Annotated in this window: 27 protein-coding genes; 11 read left to right on the top strand and 16 right to left on the bottom strand. The window is 46.9% G+C overall.

What is annotated here, in order from left to right; all coding sequences use genetic code 11:
* Positions 1-133: 133 nt before the first annotated feature.
* From RS881_RS12780 to RS881_RS12720, 13 genes are all read right to left on the bottom strand, one after another.
* Positions 134-310, bottom strand: coding sequence for a hypothetical protein (locus RS881_RS12780; protein WP_315821429.1), 177 nt, complete (start codon positions 308-310; stop codon positions 134-136).
* A gap of 110 nt (positions 311-420) precedes the next feature.
* The gene (locus RS881_RS12775; RefSeq protein ID WP_315821428.1) at positions 421-612 is read right to left on the bottom strand and encodes a hypothetical protein; all 192 of its coding nucleotides are present in this window, start codon (positions 610-612) and stop codon (positions 421-423) included.
* Complete coding sequence (locus tag RS881_RS12770; protein ID WP_315821427.1) at positions 560-979, bottom strand: hypothetical protein; 420 nt, start codon at positions 977-979, stop codon at positions 560-562. Before RS881_RS12770 ends, RS881_RS12775 begins: the two co-directional genes overlap by 53 nt.
* A gap of 27 nt (positions 980-1,006) precedes the next feature.
* Positions 1,007-2,080 carry a S8 family peptidase gene (locus RS881_RS12765; RefSeq protein WP_315821426.1) on the bottom strand — a complete coding sequence of 358 codons (1,074 nt, stop codon included), beginning with the start codon at positions 2,078-2,080 and terminating at the stop codon, positions 1,007-1,009.
* 3 nt (positions 2,081-2,083) lie between these two features.
* Entirely contained in the window at positions 2,084-2,314 is a 231-nt protein-coding gene (locus tag RS881_RS12760; RefSeq protein ID WP_315821425.1) for a hypothetical protein, read from the bottom strand.
* Positions 2,315-2,360: 46 nt separating this feature from the next.
* Positions 2,361-3,176: a hypothetical protein gene (locus RS881_RS12755; RefSeq protein WP_315821424.1), complete on the bottom strand. Its 816-nt coding sequence runs from the start codon at positions 3,174-3,176 to the stop codon at positions 2,361-2,363.
* 441 nt (positions 3,177-3,617) lie between these two features.
* Positions 3,618-4,052: an SDR family NAD(P)-dependent oxidoreductase gene (locus RS881_RS12750; protein WP_315821423.1), complete on the bottom strand. Its 435-nt coding sequence runs from the start codon at positions 4,050-4,052 to the stop codon at positions 3,618-3,620.
* Positions 4,027-4,254 carry an SDR family NAD(P)-dependent oxidoreductase gene (locus tag RS881_RS12745; protein ID WP_315824457.1) on the bottom strand — a complete coding sequence of 76 codons (228 nt, stop codon included), beginning with the start codon at positions 4,252-4,254 and terminating at the stop codon, positions 4,027-4,029. The genes RS881_RS12750 and RS881_RS12745 overlap by 26 nt, the downstream gene beginning before the upstream one ends.
* A 229-nt stretch (positions 4,255-4,483) precedes the next feature.
* Positions 4,484-5,368, bottom strand: coding sequence for a helix-turn-helix domain-containing protein (locus tag RS881_RS12740; RefSeq protein ID WP_315821422.1), 885 nt, complete (start codon positions 5,366-5,368; stop codon positions 4,484-4,486).
* Between the two features lie 326 nt (positions 5,369-5,694).
* Positions 5,695-6,279 (bottom strand): response regulator, encoded by a 585-nt coding sequence (locus RS881_RS12735; protein ID WP_315821421.1) that lies wholly within the window; start codon positions 6,277-6,279, stop codon positions 5,695-5,697.
* A 67-nt stretch (positions 6,280-6,346) separates the two neighbouring features.
* A complete protein-coding gene (locus tag RS881_RS12730; RefSeq protein WP_315821420.1) occupies positions 6,347-7,027 on the bottom strand; it encodes a sensor histidine kinase in 681 nt (226 codons plus the stop codon).
* A 162-nt stretch (positions 7,028-7,189) separates the two neighbouring features.
* Positions 7,190-7,621: a hypothetical protein gene (locus RS881_RS12725; RefSeq protein ID WP_315821419.1), complete on the bottom strand. Its 432-nt coding sequence runs from the start codon at positions 7,619-7,621 to the stop codon at positions 7,190-7,192.
* Between the two features lie 14 nt (positions 7,622-7,635).
* Complete coding sequence (locus RS881_RS12720) at positions 7,636-8,241, bottom strand: tetratricopeptide repeat protein (protein WP_315821418.1); 606 nt, start codon at positions 8,239-8,241, stop codon at positions 7,636-7,638.
* 446 nt (positions 8,242-8,687) lie between these two features.
* Here RS881_RS12720 and RS881_RS12715 point away from each other — a divergent pair, with 446 nt between their 5' ends.
* From RS881_RS12715 to RS881_RS12665, 11 genes are all read left to right on the top strand, one after another.
* A complete protein-coding gene (locus tag RS881_RS12715; RefSeq protein ID WP_315821417.1) occupies positions 8,688-9,038 on the top strand; it encodes a hypothetical protein in 351 nt (116 codons plus the stop codon).
* The gene (locus RS881_RS12710; RefSeq protein WP_315821416.1) at positions 9,029-9,253 is read left to right on the top strand and encodes a hypothetical protein; all 225 of its coding nucleotides are present in this window, start codon (positions 9,029-9,031) and stop codon (positions 9,251-9,253) included. Before RS881_RS12715 ends, RS881_RS12710 begins: the two co-directional genes overlap by 10 nt.
* Before the next feature lie 65 nt (positions 9,254-9,318).
* A complete protein-coding gene (locus tag RS881_RS12705; RefSeq protein WP_315821415.1) occupies positions 9,319-9,558 on the top strand; it encodes a hypothetical protein in 240 nt (79 codons plus the stop codon).
* A gap of 157 nt (positions 9,559-9,715) precedes the next feature.
* Entirely contained in the window at positions 9,716-10,144 is a 429-nt protein-coding gene (locus tag RS881_RS12700; RefSeq protein ID WP_315821414.1) for a hypothetical protein, read from the top strand.
* A complete protein-coding gene (locus RS881_RS12695) occupies positions 10,141-10,641 on the top strand; it encodes a hypothetical protein (RefSeq protein ID WP_315821413.1) in 501 nt (166 codons plus the stop codon). The genes RS881_RS12700 and RS881_RS12695 overlap by 4 nt, the downstream gene beginning before the upstream one ends.
* A gap of 65 nt (positions 10,642-10,706) precedes the next feature.
* Entirely contained in the window at positions 10,707-11,258 is a 552-nt protein-coding gene (locus RS881_RS12690) for a hypothetical protein (protein ID WP_315821412.1), read from the top strand.
* Positions 11,246-11,602: a hypothetical protein gene (locus RS881_RS12685; protein WP_315821411.1), complete on the top strand. Its 357-nt coding sequence runs from the start codon at positions 11,246-11,248 to the stop codon at positions 11,600-11,602. The genes RS881_RS12690 and RS881_RS12685 overlap by 13 nt, the downstream gene beginning before the upstream one ends.
* An 18-nt stretch (positions 11,603-11,620) precedes the next feature.
* Entirely contained in the window at positions 11,621-12,355 is a 735-nt protein-coding gene (locus RS881_RS12680) for a hypothetical protein (protein WP_315821410.1), read from the top strand.
* Between the two features lie 17 nt (positions 12,356-12,372).
* Positions 12,373-12,606, top strand: coding sequence for a hypothetical protein (locus tag RS881_RS12675; protein WP_315821409.1), 234 nt, complete (start codon positions 12,373-12,375; stop codon positions 12,604-12,606).
* A gap of 41 nt (positions 12,607-12,647) precedes the next feature.
* Positions 12,648-12,899, top strand: coding sequence for a hypothetical protein (locus RS881_RS12670; protein WP_315821408.1), 252 nt, complete (start codon positions 12,648-12,650; stop codon positions 12,897-12,899).
* A gap of 217 nt (positions 12,900-13,116) precedes the next feature.
* Positions 13,117-13,689, top strand: coding sequence for a hypothetical protein (locus RS881_RS12665; protein ID WP_315821407.1), 573 nt, complete (start codon positions 13,117-13,119; stop codon positions 13,687-13,689).
* 1,669 nt (positions 13,690-15,358) lie between these two features.
* Here RS881_RS12665 and RS881_RS59385 read toward each other — a convergent pair.
* Genes RS881_RS59385 through RS881_RS12655 form a run of 3 tightly spaced genes read right to left on the bottom strand, consistent with a single transcriptional unit; the run spans position 15,359 to position 16,763 of the window.
* A complete protein-coding gene (locus RS881_RS59385; RefSeq protein ID WP_350340213.1) occupies positions 15,359-15,592 on the bottom strand; it encodes a T9SS type A sorting domain-containing protein in 234 nt (77 codons plus the stop codon).
* A complete protein-coding gene (locus tag RS881_RS12660; protein ID WP_315821406.1) occupies positions 15,580-16,533 on the bottom strand; it encodes an RICIN domain-containing protein in 954 nt (317 codons plus the stop codon). Before RS881_RS12660 ends, RS881_RS59385 begins: the two co-directional genes overlap by 13 nt.
* The gene (locus RS881_RS12655; protein ID WP_315821405.1) at positions 16,530-16,763 is read right to left on the bottom strand and encodes a hypothetical protein; all 234 of its coding nucleotides are present in this window, start codon (positions 16,761-16,763) and stop codon (positions 16,530-16,532) included. Before RS881_RS12655 ends, RS881_RS12660 begins: the two co-directional genes overlap by 4 nt.
* Between the last annotated feature and the right edge of the window lie 9 nt (positions 16,764-16,772).

The raw sequence follows: 16,772 nt of genomic DNA, 5'->3' as shown, positions 1-16,772 counted from the left end.
TTTTGTTTCAGGAATATGGTGGCTATGTCCTCAGGTTGGCCATTGGCGTTGATAAATTTAACGCCGGTTCCCCCATCACGTTTGATCTGCTCATAGAGCAATGCCATGTATAACCTTAGGGTGACCTCATCGGTTACCAATGCCTGGATCTTTTAACGGGTACCCAAATGCTGGTTGAATCTTCGGCTTTATTGCCACGCATGCTTTCGGAAATAATGGCGGATAGCCGGAGCATACTGCCGATATTCTTAAAGTTCCTACTGCCGGTGGTATCGCTCCAATCGGCTATGGTACTAAAATCGCGGATCACATCGGCCGCATTGGCCTCGTCGTTAATGAGCCTCCGGAATATCTGTATGCTGCGTATGGCTACTCTGATCTCCGGAAAATTGGCCAGGAGGGTCTTGTACTTATCGGAAGTCAGCAGGTTTTCGAGGTGGTAGGTAAGTTGTTTGAGGTCGTCGAAAAACCTTCCCGGAGTTTAGGCAACATTTGGGGATAGTTATAGGCCAGCAGGTTGCTCAGGTTGTCGGTGGTTTTGGGAAATAAGATGGCAAATTCAGGATGATCGGGATCGCTGGCAAATGCTTTGAAGCGGTTGAAAAAGGCCACGGTCAATTCCTGTTTGGCCCGCTCGATCATGAGGTCGGCAATGCCATTGACTATATTGGTTACATCCAGCCCCCACTTTATTGGCTAAAAAGCCGGATACATTGAGGCTTGAACCGCCCTGTACATCGAATTTCATCCTGGTGTTCACAAATTCATTGGCACTGAGGGCGGCTTTTACTGCGGCTGCGCCGCCGGGAATGATGTCTTTGAGGTCATTGGCGATGGCATCATCGATCATCACGATGGTATCACCGGTAACGGTGCTGTAATTTTTCTTCAGGGCAACGGCTTTGTAATAGAGCCCTTCCTGCGCCACTACAGCCAGGGAAAGCATACACATCAAAAACATGAACAGGGTCCTTTTCATAACGGTTTATTATAATTGTTCAAAAGATTAAAGGGGTTGATGAGCCTTTTTGTATCGGAGCCACCAATCATGTCGCCCGTATTGTAAATCGCTTTCAGCAATTCTTTTTATCCCAATTGTTGGAGTGGTTCTTTTTTTTTTGAGGTAGGAAACGGCCAGGGCTGCTATGGCGGCTACGATGGGTGTGGCAAAGCTGGTACCCGAAGCCGGGCTTGGCATGTTTTGGGTATCGTAAGCTTCTATGTCAACGCCGGGGGCATGGATGATGGTCTTATCGCTTATGATGGTGATGGAACTGATGTTGCCGGCAGCATTGGTGGCCCCTACGGAAACGCAATCATCAAAAGAGGCAGGGTATCGCTCTGCGTGGATCGGATCGGCGCCGGCATTGCCCGAAGCTGCAAAAATGAGTACGTTCTTATTGGCTACTAATTGCTTCACCTGGGCATTAAAATCTTTCACCTCCTGGTCGGTCAGGTCGCCAATGGAATAGCTGATGGAAATAATATCTGCTCCTTGTTCAATGGCCCATTTGATGCCCTTGATGATGTAATTGAAATCGCGCATTTCTTTGTTGACGCTTATTTTTCCAGCGATCAACTGGCAGGCGGGAGCAATGCCTACGATCCAATTTCTGTTGTTGAGGGCGCCTACCAGGGAGGTGGTGCGTGAACCATGGGCATCGGTGCTTTGGTCGTTCATTACAAATGCCGGCAGGTTGGGATATTTGGTTTTGTCGATGATGATATTGGTGGCGGCGATCTTTCCTGCTATTTCGGTATTGGTGGATAGAAAGCCGGTATCGAGTATGGCTACTTTGGCCTGGTCGCCACGTTCATGGTATTTGTCCCATACACGGCGGATACTGAGGCGATTGAACCAGGAGAAGGTGACCTGATCATGGCTTACGCCGCCACTCCAGTAATAATTGCCAGCGCCATCTTTTAGCCAGGTGTCAATGCCTTCCAATACATCGCCCTTGTACAACTGGCCATCTACGTCGATCTCGCTGCCGGGGGCTATGTACTGGAAGCAGTCGGCATTTACGCTGGGGTGACCTACCCTTACGTTGAGGTACCTGTCTTTTACGGTTACTTTCATGGCCTATCCCACTCTCTCTATTTTTTTAACAGGAGTTGTTTCTTTGCCTGCGTTGCTCTTATCGGCGGGTGGCGTGGAACCTCTCAGTTTGATGAGCTTGTTGAGCAGGTCGAACCAGAAGGGGGCGCCAAAGGAAATGGCCAGGGCGGTGAGTATCCAGCCGGGGAAGCTGTAGCCATCGAAATTCTTGCCCAGGAAACCGCCATCCCATCCCAGGCCCAGTATATCGTTCAATTGTTTGATATCGCCCTTTACCAGGTCGGCGGCCTGGCTGTATAAACTATCGCTTAGCTTTTTTGCCTGGAGGTAGCCGGCATCGGCATTTTTTGAGGCTGTCTTTCACGGCCTGGGGCATACTCAGCATGTTTTCGATGGCTTGTTTTCGCTCGGCCAGTTCTTTATCGAGGTTGGGATGTGCTTTGGTGAATTCGGTGGCCTGGGCAATTACCTGCTGGCGCAATTGGGGATCGTTCTTGAGCTTGTCGGCAATTTTAAGGGTATCGACATTGAACCCGATGGCAATGCCCAACCCCAGTATGAGGAGAATGAGCTGGGTGTATTTTTTGTACCAACCGGTGGTACGGTCCATCATTTCATTGAACCATTGTTCGAGGAAGCCTTTGAATTTTTGTACATCGCCCTGGCTATCGACCCATAAAGTTTGGAGGTAGAGGTGGGTTTCTTCTTCTATCTGCACATTGCTGTTCCAGGCCAGTTTTTTATCAGTGAGGCTGGTATCGATGAGGGGCCTGATGGGATCGCCCGGCTTGACATCCTTTCCCCTCAGGAGGTCGATCACTACTTTGGAGAAGGTTTCCTGTGTAAAATAAGCGGGATCTTTTTTGATGGCCCAGGCGTCGGCGCGGAGGTATTTAATGAGGGGATGATCATAATAGGCCTGGCTAAAACGGGCGCATTGACTTTTTGATTTGGCCGCACCATCATCGAGCATACGGCGGATGGCCATTTTGAGGATGATGCCCCGAAGACCAATATTGGTAGCTACGATCTCTTGCAGGAGGGTACCCAGTAAACTGTAGAGGAGGTAAACAAATACCAATCCGATCACTACGTCCAGGGCCGCATTGTTGAACATATAGGAGGGGTTTTAATCTATTCCAAGGGTGGCTTCAACAGTTTCCCAGGTCAGGACTGATTCCGGAGCAACGGATTGATTCGCAAGCATGAAGCTACGCCGCCCCGCTACCTTGTGCTACGGTGAAAACACCTAATTGTTAAACGTATTAATACTGGGGATAGTATTGGGGGAGAGGTAAATCGGCAATCGGCAATGAATACACGTTTGCTTTGGAGGCACAACAGGTACGCCAGCACACGGAGCTGGACTACATACCTGCGCCAGGTAAGTGCCTTGCCAGGCGGAGCGGCTTTTCTGTTCTTTTGCCTTGATGCAAAAGAACCAAAAATCAAGCCAGGCCCGAGCTCTGTCCCCGCCCTAAAGGGCATAGCAATAACCTGCCCCCTGCGCAACTTTGATTACTTATTATTGGCAACCTGCTGGCTTGCGTTGTCTTTGCTACCATGGGATCTCTCCTGCTACAGGATCGTTTTCTTCGCTGATGAACCGGCCGGTAGGCCCCTCTTCACCAATCGTAGCGTACTTCACCAGTCTTTCTCCGGCATCGGCCACTTTTCCAGTGCCCCGGTGGTGATTGAAATCGGTGGCAATGTATCCGGGATCCACCATGTTGACCTTAAACGGGGTTTCACGCAGTTCGTGTGCGAGTGCAACGGTGTACATATTCAGTGCGGTTTTTGATGGCAAGTAAGCGGCGAATTTATAATCATAATACTGCCATGAGGGATCGCTGTGGAGTGTGAGGGAGCCCATGGCGGAACTCACATTGACGATGCGGGGCTGGGAGGAGGCCTTTAATAAATCAATAAATGCCTGGGTAACTCTTATGACACCGAAAAGGTTGGTATCAAACACCTGCCTGAAAATAGTCATGTCTGTTGCTGTGGCGGTTTGGGGGGATGCTTCCGCTGATGCCAGCGTTGTTGATGAGCACATCGAGGACCTGAGTTTTAGCTCCTATCACGGACCGGGCGGCGGCTACCGAGGTTTCATCGGTCACCTCCAGTTGTACGGCTTCGACGGCGGAAAGTCCTTCGGCTTTTAGTTTTTCTACAGCTCTCTCCCCGTTCTCCAGGTTGCGGCTACCTAAGTATACATAATATCCCTTTGCAGGAGTTGACGGGCGGTTTCAAATCCTATGCTTTTGTTGGCTCCGGTAATTAATGCTTTTTCATTTGTTTTATTTTGTAGTGAACCATTCGGGGAGTTCAGTCGCCTGTGGTGGCTATGTACTCCTGCGTTTTGTTCCTACAAAATTGAGTCAAACAGAAAGGCTGCCGTTAATGGGAATCAAACCAATATGTTCAATTTTCAAACCTTTTTCTTTCTGAAGGATTGGGGGTAACGGCCGCGATGCGCTTAAAATAGGTATTAAAGTAGGTGGGATATTCAAACCCGAGGCTATAGGCAATGTCTGCAATGCTCCAATTGGTATGTATCAGTAAGGCTTTGGCTTCGGCAACAACCCGTTCTGCGATGTGTGCGGAGGCAGGCTTACCGGTTACCTCTTTCAGGGAACGGGTCAGGTAATTGACATGAACAGCGAGTGCGCCGGCAAAGTCGTGGGCGGTTCTAAGCCGAAGGGGTTCGCCGGTGCTATCCACTGGAAACTGTCTTTCCAGTAATTCCATGAACAAACGGGTAATGCGGGTAGCTCCGTCCTTTGGTTCGAGGTTGTTATTGGCAGGCTTAATCCTCAGTACTTCGTGAAGAATAAGTGTGATACAGCTTCCCAGCAGATCGTCTTTATGCTGGTAATCGCCATTGTTCACGTCCATCATTTTTTGGAAGATGCCGGTCAGGAATGTCACCTGCTCTGTATTCAGGCGAAAGATGGGTATTTCACCAGCGCGAAAGAGGGGTGATTGCTGTAGAATACCGGCGCGGTCCCTGGCAGCCATAAAAGTTTTGGTAAACAGGCATACGTAGCCCCTTCTACCGGGAGAATGGTCGACCACTGAATAAGAAACTGTTGGATTGGCCAAAAACAGGAAGGTGTCCTTAATGCGGAATAGTTGATCACCGTAATTGATCGTCATATCGCCGGTGACCAATACGATCTTGTAAAAATCGCGCCTGTTCAGCGAAGACGGGTGGCTGGCACTGTGTTTAAATTCATGGACCTTAAACCCTCTCGATGCGGGGTCGAGCCCATAAGATGGATGTGCAGATCTTGTTTTGACGGCCATGGGGCAAAGTTAGAGAATCAAACCTCAAAAACGTAATCGGCAATCGAATCGCAGATTACGCAGATTGTGGCGGATTTCGCAGATTGGAGAAACGGATTATCGGCAATCAGTCGGAAATCGGCAATCGAATCGCAGATTACGCAGATTGTGACGGATTTCGCAGATAGGAGAAACAGATTATCGGCAATCGACAGTCGGAAATCGGCAATCCTTAGCTTCGATAGCTGATAGTTTGCAGGGAATGAGAAAAGGGCCGGAAGGAGACCTTGAGCGCAAGCGCTCCAAATAAAACGATTATATGAAGGAAAACCTGGCAGCCATTTTGATTAAAGTAGCGGTATTCTTTGCTTCAAATTTAGCCAGCAGGTTTTTCTATGCGAATCAACTGTTGTGATGCTGATGAACAGTTGTTTGGCAATTTCATTATTGGTCAATCCATCGGCAATGAGTGCCAATATCTCCATCTCCCTTCGGGTAATCACTGGTATTTTTACCTCTTCATTACTACTTATCGTTTCTGCAGCCTCCAGGCTTAGAAATGTATGGCCCTGCATCACCACTTCAATGGCCTCGATCAACTCTTCCCGTGTGGCATTTTTTAATACATATCCGCTTGCTCCGTTTTCCATCATCTTTTGAATAAAGCTTTGCTGGTTAAAAGAGCTTAGCCCCAAAATATGCATGGCAGGATATTTTGTTTTTAGTTCCTTACATAAATCGATACCACTCTTATCGGGGAGATTGATATCCAACAGGAGTATATCGGGTTGTTGCTCCTGCAGCGATGAAAGACAAGCGGCTGCGCTCATCGCATGCCCCATCCATTCCAAACCTTTTTCCTGTTGCAGCAGGGAGCGGATCCCTTCCACAATCATGTAGTGATCGTCTGTAATAAATATTTTTATTGCCATCAGTTTTCCAATTCAATATGAACAGAGGTCCCTTTACCGGGCTGTGAATCTACATCCAGTTTGCCTTTCAAAAATCAATCCGATGTTGAATATTTCTCCATCCCATACTTGTTGAACTTTTTACATTCGTGGTATCAAATCCTTTACCATCATCCTCCACCGTTACCATTAGCCGGTTGTTTGTGTTGGCCAACTGAACGATGGCTGTTCCGGCGTTCGCGTGTTTCAATGTATTATTTATCAATTCCTGCACAATTCGATATACGGTCACTGCCACGGTTTGTTCTATTTGCAGGCCGGCAATTCCAATTGACTGGTAACTGACCTTCAACGCACGGCTTTTGTTAATGCTATTACAAAAATCTTTTAGTGCTGTATCCAGCCCAAAGTTCAACAGTGACTCGGGCATCATGTTGTGCGCCACCCTGCGCATTTCCTGTATGGAGCTGTCGAGCATGCCCATGCTGCGCTCGAAGGCCAGGTAATTCTCGGGTGTCATCACCATATTTTCTTTAATGGTATTAAAAGAATATTTTATTCCGGAAAGCATGCCACCCAATCCGTCATGAAGATCCTTTGCCAGCCTGGAACGCTCCTGTTCTTCCCCTTTCAGAACGGCTTCGGTAGCAGCCAGTTGTTTTTCTGTTTCCAGCTCTGTAATGCGTTGCTGCTGGAGTTTTTGTTTTTGCCTGTAGTTCCGGTAGGAAAGTAAGGAGATGACGAGTATAATCATTGCAGTAGCAATCAAACCGTAATTCAGTGTATTTTTTTTGCCGGATGGAAAGCTGCTGTAATTCCCCTTCTGTTTTCAGGTTTTTAATTTCGTTTTCCTTGCTTGCAATCTGATACTGCATTTCAAGGGAAGCAATCCGTTTATTATTTTCTTCGGAAAGAATACTGTCATTCAGTGCTATGGCCTTTTTAAGATAAATGTTTGAATTTCTGTAATCCCCTTTTTTTCATACCATACAGCAAAACCGTCATATACTTCCTTTCTTCTCATTTTTAAACCAGCTTCTTCGGCCAGTAAAAGGGTTGAATCCAGGTATATTCTGGCTTCAGGAAGCATATTAATTGCATTATAACAATCGAAGAGGAGGCTCATTGCACCTGATACCTGGTGTGCATCATTATCTACTTCTGCCAATTGGAGTGACTTCTTTAAAGATATAATGGCGCTCCCAAAATCTTTCTTCCGCAGGTCCAGGTCGCCTTTCATGTAAAAATAATATTGTGCATAGGCTGTGTTTTCCAGTTTCAGCACAATTGGCTCCGCTTTATTAAGTACATCCTGTGTTTGGGCAAGTTGACCTTTATTGAGTAGTTCATTGGCATAATTCATCAGGGTCTGGCATTTCAGATCATCATTTGCCGACTCTTCTGCCAGGACCAATGCTTTTTGGATATACTCAATGATTTCGTTGAATCGCCTGTATGGGTATAAATGCTAGACAAATTCCCATAGAGTGAGGCCAGGTAATTTTTATCCTTAAATTTCTCAAAAAGTGCAATGGACAGTAAATAATACTCGATGGATTTGTAATAGTCGCCAATGCGGTTATAATTATTGGCCATATCCCAATACAGAATACCCATTTCTCTTTTAACCGCATAGGTGGTATCGTTTTTCAGAAAACCGGTCAGGGAATCAGCATACGCAAATGATTGCTGAAAATCGCCTCTGTCGCCATGGTATTTAACATACATGGAAAAGCCTTTGCGAATACCATAGGGGAAATTAATCTTTCTGCTTATAGCCAGCATTTCCCTGATATAGGGATCGTGGCCGGACGAGTTATAGAGGGTTGCCCTCAGGTATTGATAAATTGCTTTTGCCCTGAAACTATCCGGCGTGGGGTGATGATCAATATTGCGCTTCAGGCTATCAATTACATCCGCCGTTTGCGACTGCGCCTGCAGGCAAAAGAGGAATGAAAATATAAATGCTGCGAATTTTATCATTTATTAAAACAGTCTTTATACGTTACCAGAAACCATGTCTACCAGAAATTCAATCTTTATCCCCTTTTTCCATGATTTTTCCGTTTTACTAGAAAATCCTGCTTTTAGGGGTATTAATTTCATTGGCACTTGACTACATTAGCTTATTAAATCTAATCATTACTCAAGACGATGAAAACAATGGCAACCATAAACAAGATTGAATTTTAAAAGCCGGAGGACCAGGATTTGTTTATTGCAGAAAAGACAAAATACGGAAAAAGATCCGGAACGCAACAAAGTCTTTTACCGGATGGTTTTTGCACATTGTAAAGCTGAAGGAGCAGGTTTACTTAAGCCTGGAGAAGCGTCATCCCGCCGGGGCGGGACAAGCTCAACATTGAATCCTACTTTCCATTAGCCCCTGCGGTCATCCTTCCGGAATGAACACCCTTAAATATCTACAAATGAAAAAGAACAAGTTAATGGCCACTTCTCTTGAAGTAATTGGTTTGGCTGTGCTGGTAAGCTGCGGGGGCGCGGGCTCTGCGGGCCCTTCCACCCCCAAGCCGGTAGTCGCTGAAAACAGCACGTCTATTGCTACGCAAAACGGCAGCGCCATGATGGACCATGATACGGAACTTTCTACCGCGTTTGCGGGTCTCGCCGTTGAGCAGGCTTACATCATAGATGGCAACGACAAAAAAATTACAGGCAACAAGGTGGCGCTCCACTCGAATTTTTCCATTGTGTATGAAGGTGTAAAAACTATACGCTTAAAAACGATAAAGCGTTCCCCAATTTATCGATGCAGGTAATTGACGACCAACAACAAACCATACTCAGTAAATCTGACCTGTTTGCTGCTTCCTATCCCGACGGGCTTTCGGTAAGTGATGCTTCTGTTCTCCGGGCTACAATTACTGTAGGCGATCCGATAAAGCCTGGCAAATACCTTTGTTCTGTTCAGGTAATTGATAAGCATAACAACAATGCCTCTATCCAATCGACCTGGGAATTTGAAGTAGAGTGAAACCGAACCGGATGGCCTGGTTAAATGCACTCTTTTATGAACCCGGTATATCAAACATGAACCTCATGAAAAAGTATGTTCTCCTCTTACTGTTTATTGCCGTTACTGCGGCAGGTACGGCGCAAACCAAACCAAAGCCTAAACCGAAGGAAGCTGTTCCTACCCAAAAAGAGTTGGCAGACATGATGAAGGAGATGCAGAGCGCCATGGATGGAATGAGCCCGGAAGATAAAAAGATGATGGACAGCATGGGCATTAAAATGCCGGACATGAAAGGTCTTAAAAGACGGTTTCCGGATAACTGATGCGCAAATAAAAAAAACATACGAAGCAGGAAACAGGGTTGTTCCCAACCGGGATGGAGCAAGGATTGCGGCGATACCCCAAGGAGTAACTGATGCCCGCCTGGCAACGTATGTTTCCTCCATTCATAAAAAAATAATACCGCTGCTTGAACCGGATGTGGTAAGCTCCGGTGACAATATGTTGACCTACCTGGAAACGAAGGGTATTAAAACTGCGGCAGCAGGCCATATAGCGGCCGGCCTGTGGGCTACGGGCAATGCAAAAATAGCGCTTTACCTGATGGGGAAAATTTGCGCTGCGGCACCTGTTACGGACAACCTGAACAATTATGCCTCCATGCTGAGCATGATGGGTGCTGAACAGCTGGCCATACCGATATTAAATAACCTGAACACCAAATTCCCCCACAACAGTACGCTGCTTAATAACCTAGGGCAGGCCTGGTTTGGGTTAGGTGAAATAAGCAAAGCAGAAAAATACCTCGACAGCACGATTCGCCTTTATGCCTATCATTCGCAGGCCAATTACACCAAAGCTGTTATAGAAGAAAGCCGGGGTAAAATAAGGGGGCAACGGATGCGTTGATCAAATCTATTAAAAGGGGCTATAGCGCCGATAAGGATAGTAAACTACAGGAGCTGCGCAAAAAGCAGGCTGACAAGGATATGGATTTCCCCTTTCCCATGCCACAGGATCCTTTGGGGCTGGAAAAATTTAACTGGCCCGACTACCCTACCACTGTGCAGGAAAATGCGGTGAGGGAAAAAGAATGGGCTGATTTCAGGGAAAGATGCAATGCGGAGAATAATGATCTGAATGAGCGTGCGGCACAACTTGAAAAAATTGCCGAAGATGCCCGTAATAAAAGAACAGAAGCCATGTTTGCAGCGCAGCGGAATGGAAAAATATTCCTTCCCTTTCCCTGGTATGCGGCTGCAGGCGCCCGAAAGCTACAATACCTGATAGAGGATAAGGACAATGGTGTTCAATACAGGCTGCTGTCAACCAGGGAGCGGGTTGCTGATGTGATGAAAAAGATGAAGCATGGCAAGATAAGCGGGCTGCTGCAGAAAAACTGGTAGATAAAGAATTTCAGCCGCGGATTGGTGAAGGGCGGGAAAATCCGCTCAGTGAATATTGCGAGGCAGTGAATAAAGTGCGCAATGAATACCTGTCGCTGGCGAACACCCAACTGCAAATGGCGCAGCAGGCTGTGATAGACAATATGCGCCGCATGCTAAATGACCAGGTGTATTATGCGCAGTATACCAGCTGGCCCGAGGATTTTGAGGTAACAAAAATTCATGCTAAAATGGGGTGGCTGTCGATCCTATCGGGGCAGGTGGTAAGATTTATGGACAAAGCATCGATCTGTTCCTTTAATAAGGAACCTGACCTGGTGAAAACAAAGCTGGCAGAATTTGATGACATCGCCTGTCAGTATAATAGCAAAACGAGTTTCCCTGGCCTTCTCACGATGGAAACAAACTGTAGTCATACGACATACCGTTTTGAAGCCAGCATCATTAAATACACGCGTGTGGAGGCAGGGAATGAGTATTTGCGCTCTACCCTGGTATTGAGCCCGAAGATAGGGACAGGCTTAACGGAGGGCAGCCCGGTAAAAGCAAGTGCATCGGCCGGTGCGGATATTACCATTGACATGGATAAAGATGGAAAAACCGAGTGGGGGCCGTAGTAAAAGCAGGTGTTGAACTGGGTGTGGGTGGCAGCGCAGGTCCTGTAAAAGCTGAGGCTACCATTGGTTCGGGGATCGAACTGGAGATTGATCAAAGCGGGGTACAGGATGTAAGCATCGTATCGAAAGCCAAACTGGAAGCTGGCATTGAAGCGCCGAAATCGCCCGGTAAAACGCCCACAGACAAAAAGATCAATAAGGGCATAGACCAAATAAATAAAGGCATCAGTAAGTTGGACACCTCGGTAGAGATAGGCGTAGAAAGCCGTTCAAGCCTTATCAGTGGCCGGGGATCGGTTAGCGGGACCGGTATACTTAAAGGCATCACTTTATCACAATGGTAAAATACTCAACCACCCCATATGAAATACATTCTTACAACCTTTTTCTCCTTAATAACCCTAACTGTCTTTACGCAGGATTGCAGTAAAGAATTGCTCCGTCAGAAACCGGGTACCTGGAAAGCGGGGCCGCAAGGATCTATTCATGATGTAACTGCGGCAGACCTGGCAAAAGAAAAAGCGGTCATAGCAGGTATCCATAAAATGATTACGACTAACTATGCCCCCACGGGATGCCAAATCGGATACAGTACTGTATATGGCAAGTACTCCGTTGCCGGACAAACCTGGGTTGCAGACCCCTATCATTATATCATCTATATTCTCCGGTACCTGTGTGAAGGGAGTAGCACTGATAAAACAAAATATTATGTTGATTACTCTACTCCAACCACGGTAACCATTACAGCTAATGTGGTGTACTCCTTAAATAATCTCTATGCCGCCACTGTTGCCCCGGATGAAGTGAGAAGTTATTTAAAATTAAAGCAAAGGCCCGTGCAAAAAGATGGGGTATGGTATATGGGTGAAGAGGTGGTGGGTGATTATGGCACGCCCGGCGAAATTAAGGAATATCGCTGGCTGATCACGTACCATGACACGCTTCCCTTTTATTATGTAAGCCGTAAAGAATATTTACTGATACAGAAGCAAAGATTGGAGAAATCAATAGCGGAAGTGCCCAGTGAAAAAGAATACACCAACCAATACCTCCACAACGTGAACGAATATTTAAAAAGCCGGAAGCCGAATTAGCGCTCCCGGCCATTAGTATGTGGAATGAAGAGGAAAGGTTTGAAAAATTTGTGGAGGAGGGAACGCGTGGCTCTTTCCTGGCAGTAAAGCCCAATCTTGATTACTATCGCAAAAAATTGCCTAAGTCTACGCCCCAGTTCTTTACTGTGGTTTATAAAATAGCCAAAGGCGATGCGGTATTTGCAGACAACTATGCAGCGATACAAAAAGCCGTCGATCTTACAAAACTGAAAAGCATGCTGGGAAAATAACTGATCTGAACGTAAAAAAGGCATTCCACCGCTATAAGGATATGAAAACAATTTTTCCACTCCTCGTCCTGCTATTACCATCAGCTTCCGTATTGGCACAGCAAGCCACCTTTGACCTGATCACCTATACAGTGCCCGTAAACTGGGCAAAGGAAACCAGGGAGAACGTGGTGAGCTATGTTAGTGTTGACCAGCAAAAAAGTCGTGGTGCAGGATCAGTATTTATAAAAGTACGGTCAGTAAAGGCAATATTGACAGGGATTTTGAAAGCGAATGGAATAACCTTGTTGTAAAAGCGTACAAGGTAACCGAAGCGCCACAGACGGGTGAACCAGCGGAAGAAGCGGGCTGGACAATAAAATCAGGGGTCAGTAAATTTATTTTTGACAAGGCAACCGCCACTGCCCTGATGACCACGCTTAGCGGTTTTGAACGCGTGGTGAGTATTGTTGCCGTTACCAATGATCAGGCATATTTGTCGTTCGTGCAGCATTTTTGAGCACGATCTCGATGGGAAAGCCGGAAACGGAAAAGGCGCCAACGGCTACCACGCAGCAAACTGTTATAAGCGACCGCTCGTCGGTTATTGGCACCTGGGTAAAAGCCTCGACCAATAACAATAGCCATGATGTTGGTAATGGCCTCCACGGGTACTTCAGCTGTCAATACCTGTTTGATAAGAACGGCAGGTACAGTTTTGTTAGCCGGACTTTTTCTTACCTGCCCGATATTATTCTGGCAAAAGAAAGTGGCAGCTACTCAATAAATGGCAATACAATAACGCTTACGCCTCAAAGCAGCATTATTCAAAAATGGAGTAAGGGTTACACGACCGGGGCGGATGGCCGAAAAGTATACGTGGATAAACTCGGCACTTTGCTATCGAGCCAGCAACGACCCTTGGAAAAAACCAGCTACCGGTTCACCAAAGAATATTTTTCCGGTGTGCAGGAATGGAGCCTGGCCTTATCGGCAGACAAGGTAACCCTTCGCGATGGTCCTTACAATGGGGGCCATTATTATCCCGGCACCTGGTTGTACAAAGCCGTTGTTTCGGATAAATTTCTTGTCAGGACTGATTAATGTGTTGGTTTACTCGCGGAGAGGAAGTGACGCATCGGGCAACCATGATGGCCATTCATGGAATGTACCGGAGGTAGCGCCCGAGCCTTTTAAGCTGGTCGTAGCGCTATTCCGCTGCAGAGGGACAAGTTCTGCGGCACCGCATTGAATACACAACAAATTGTTACAAATCGAAGATCCCTTAAAGGAGGCTACATACGCTGTGCTTTAATACTCCCTGTGCAATGCGTAAAGCAAAAGATCAGGGAAGATATTTAATACCGGATATGGTATGAGGAAGGGGAAATATGGCCTTAATCAGGAGTAAATGAGGAGGAACCCAGAAGGAGAGCACAAGGAAAGCAGAAGGAATATCGCTATAAGGTCGCTATAACATCGCTATAAGGCCGCTATAAGACCGCTGTAATACCACTATAGTATCGTAGAAAGTACGCTGTAATATAAGGTAAAATACAACTATTAAGAAGGCATTTATCTGATTTAACTTTCATATGTTTTGATATATGGGCATAATGATTACCTGTTTGTCCTTTGTTTACTTTTAAAATAGTTTTATGGAAAAGTGTAAACCGGCTGTTATCAGGTTGCAAACTCCATCCCGGATATGATAGTGGTACGTGGCAGGAATGGCTTGATCAAACACTACCTTTAAACAACAATTAGCTTGCCAATATGTTCTTTGCTGCCATAATAAAAATGAGGCTAAAGTGCGTGGGGTATGATGTGTGAGTTGTCAGTGGGGAGCCGTGAGTAAGGGTATGAATAGTCAATAGTGAATGCGTATGCTTCGATAGCGGTTGGCAACCGTGAATCGTCAATCGGCAGTCGGCAATCCTTTTGTTTCTAATAGAATAGCTGTGGTAAAGACAGAAGTAGCGAAGGGAAGCCGGGCATGCCCCCTTAATTTTGTTGGAGCAACTTTTGATGTTTTTGTTATGGGGTATTTGCATTGCTGTCTGGTTGGTTGGGCATTGGCAGGCGGAATCGCTGATTACGCAGATTTGAGTGGATTGCGCTGATTAGATAGTGGATTTCGCAGATTGGAGGAAGGATTACCATAACCAGAAGGGCACAAGTACGCCAGTGTACCGGGCTGGGCTGCATACGCCAGGGGCTAAGCCGTGACACCTTTCCCTTGCCACGAAAACGAAAAAGTGTCACCTCTTTCCTGATAAAGGTGAGCCGCTCTACAGCGCTGCATTTGCCGGGCGACAGAGCGACCCACCTTAAAGAGGCAGCTTGCGCCGAGGGGCTAAGCCGTGACACCTTTCCCTTGCCACGAAAACGAAAAAGTGTCACCACTTTCCTGATAAAGGTGAGCCGCTCTACAGCGCTGCATTTGCCGGGCGACAGAGCGACCCACCTTAAAGAGGCATACTTGCGCCAGGGGCTAAGCCGTGACACCTTTCCCTTGCCACGAAAACGAAAAAGTGTCACCTCTTTCCTGATAAAGGTGAGCCGCTCTACAGCGCTGCATTTGCCGGGCGACAGAGCGACCCACCTTAAAGAGGCAGCTTGCGCCGAAGGGTGGGCAGGCCTACAGCTTCGAGCAGTGAGTAAAAATATTTGAGGTATGAAACGGCGGGCAGCAATGGCCCTCCACAAAAGTAAAAGAGGCCGCCTCAATAAAATTTGGAAACGGCCTCTTCGGGGCAACCAGCTTGCAGGTTTATTGAATCATTATTTTGGTAACTACCTGTTGTTGGGTTGTCGTGGCTTTTAGCCAATAGACACCTTTGGGCAATTCTTCTACGCTTATAGTAAGATTGTTTTTGACGCCCGCTCTTACCAGTCTTCGCCTGCCCTCGCTATCAAACAATTCAATACGGGCATTGGGCGGGCCCTGGTATTGAATATGGAGATACCGGCTGGCGGGATTGGGAAATACTTTTACGGATAGGATGCCCGACGCAGCCAGGCTATCGGCTGTTGCGCCTGCAATAACAGGCGTGGTAATGATTCTTCCCCCATCAAGGAATTACAGGGTGTTTCAAAAGCCCATTTGAAATTGTCGTTGTTCAACCATTCCCACTGTACAATATCATCGCCATTGGCAGTACCGCTGCCCAATACGGCCAGGGTTTTATTGGTGTAACGGGAAACGATCTTGTAATAACCGCTGCCCGCATCGGCAAGTTCAAAGCGCTGATTGGATTGGCCCAGGTTATCCCACTGCACCAGGGCGGCGCCGTTGGTAATGCTTTGGTTGCTGACGGTAAGCAATTTTGTGTTGTATACGGGCTTGATGGTGTAACCTGCGCTGGTAAAGGTAACGGTAAACTTCTCATTGTCCTGGCATACATTGGCCCACTGCTCGATGATGGCGCCATTGCCGGTGGACTCACCGGCCACGGACATTACTTTGCTGCTGTGTTTGGCCTTGATGGTATAGGTGCCATTGGCCAGGGGAGACGCTAAAGCTACGGGGTTCAATTTCCATTTGGCATTATCATAATTCAACCAATCCCATTGTACAATGTCATCGCCATTGGCGGTACCATTGTTGGTAACAGCCAGGCATTTGCCGCTGCTGCGGGAAACGATCTTGTAGTAACCACCACCCACATCTACCACACTAAACCGTTGGTTGGTTTGCCCATAATCGGCCCACTGGTTGATGGCACCACCATTGGCATTGCTGTAGCCATTGACGGTAACGGCCCTGGCATTGTAGGATGGCAGTAATTTATACCCGCCGGGGGTAGCTTGTATATTGAATACCTGGTTGGACTGGTTGACGGAATCCCATTGTTCGATAATGGCGCCATCGGAATCGGACCACCCGGCCACGGTCATGTATTTGCTGCTGTGTTTGGCTATCAACCGGTAATTACCGCTGGTCAATGGTGTGGCGGTGGCCTGGGTAACGGGAATGAGTAAAGTGCTAATGGATTTTTATTGGCAGTAAAACTGAATATGCCATTTGAAACAGACACGGGGCTTAGTAAGGCACATTCTTCATTATTGCCATGGCTAAGGCTTTGGACATAATCGGCAGCGGCGGTATTGGCGGTGCTCCAGCCGGGAATGGTTTGAGAAAACACATTGGTATTTTCAAAATTGTAATTGGCCACATAGTTGGC

The sequence above is a fragment of the Paraflavitalea speifideaquila genome (genome assembly GCF_032395985.1).
GTDB classification, from domain to species: Bacteria; Bacteroidota; Bacteroidia; order Chitinophagales; family Chitinophagaceae; genus Paraflavitalea; species Paraflavitalea speifideaquila.
This window is presented reverse-complemented; position numbering and strand designations above follow the sequence as displayed.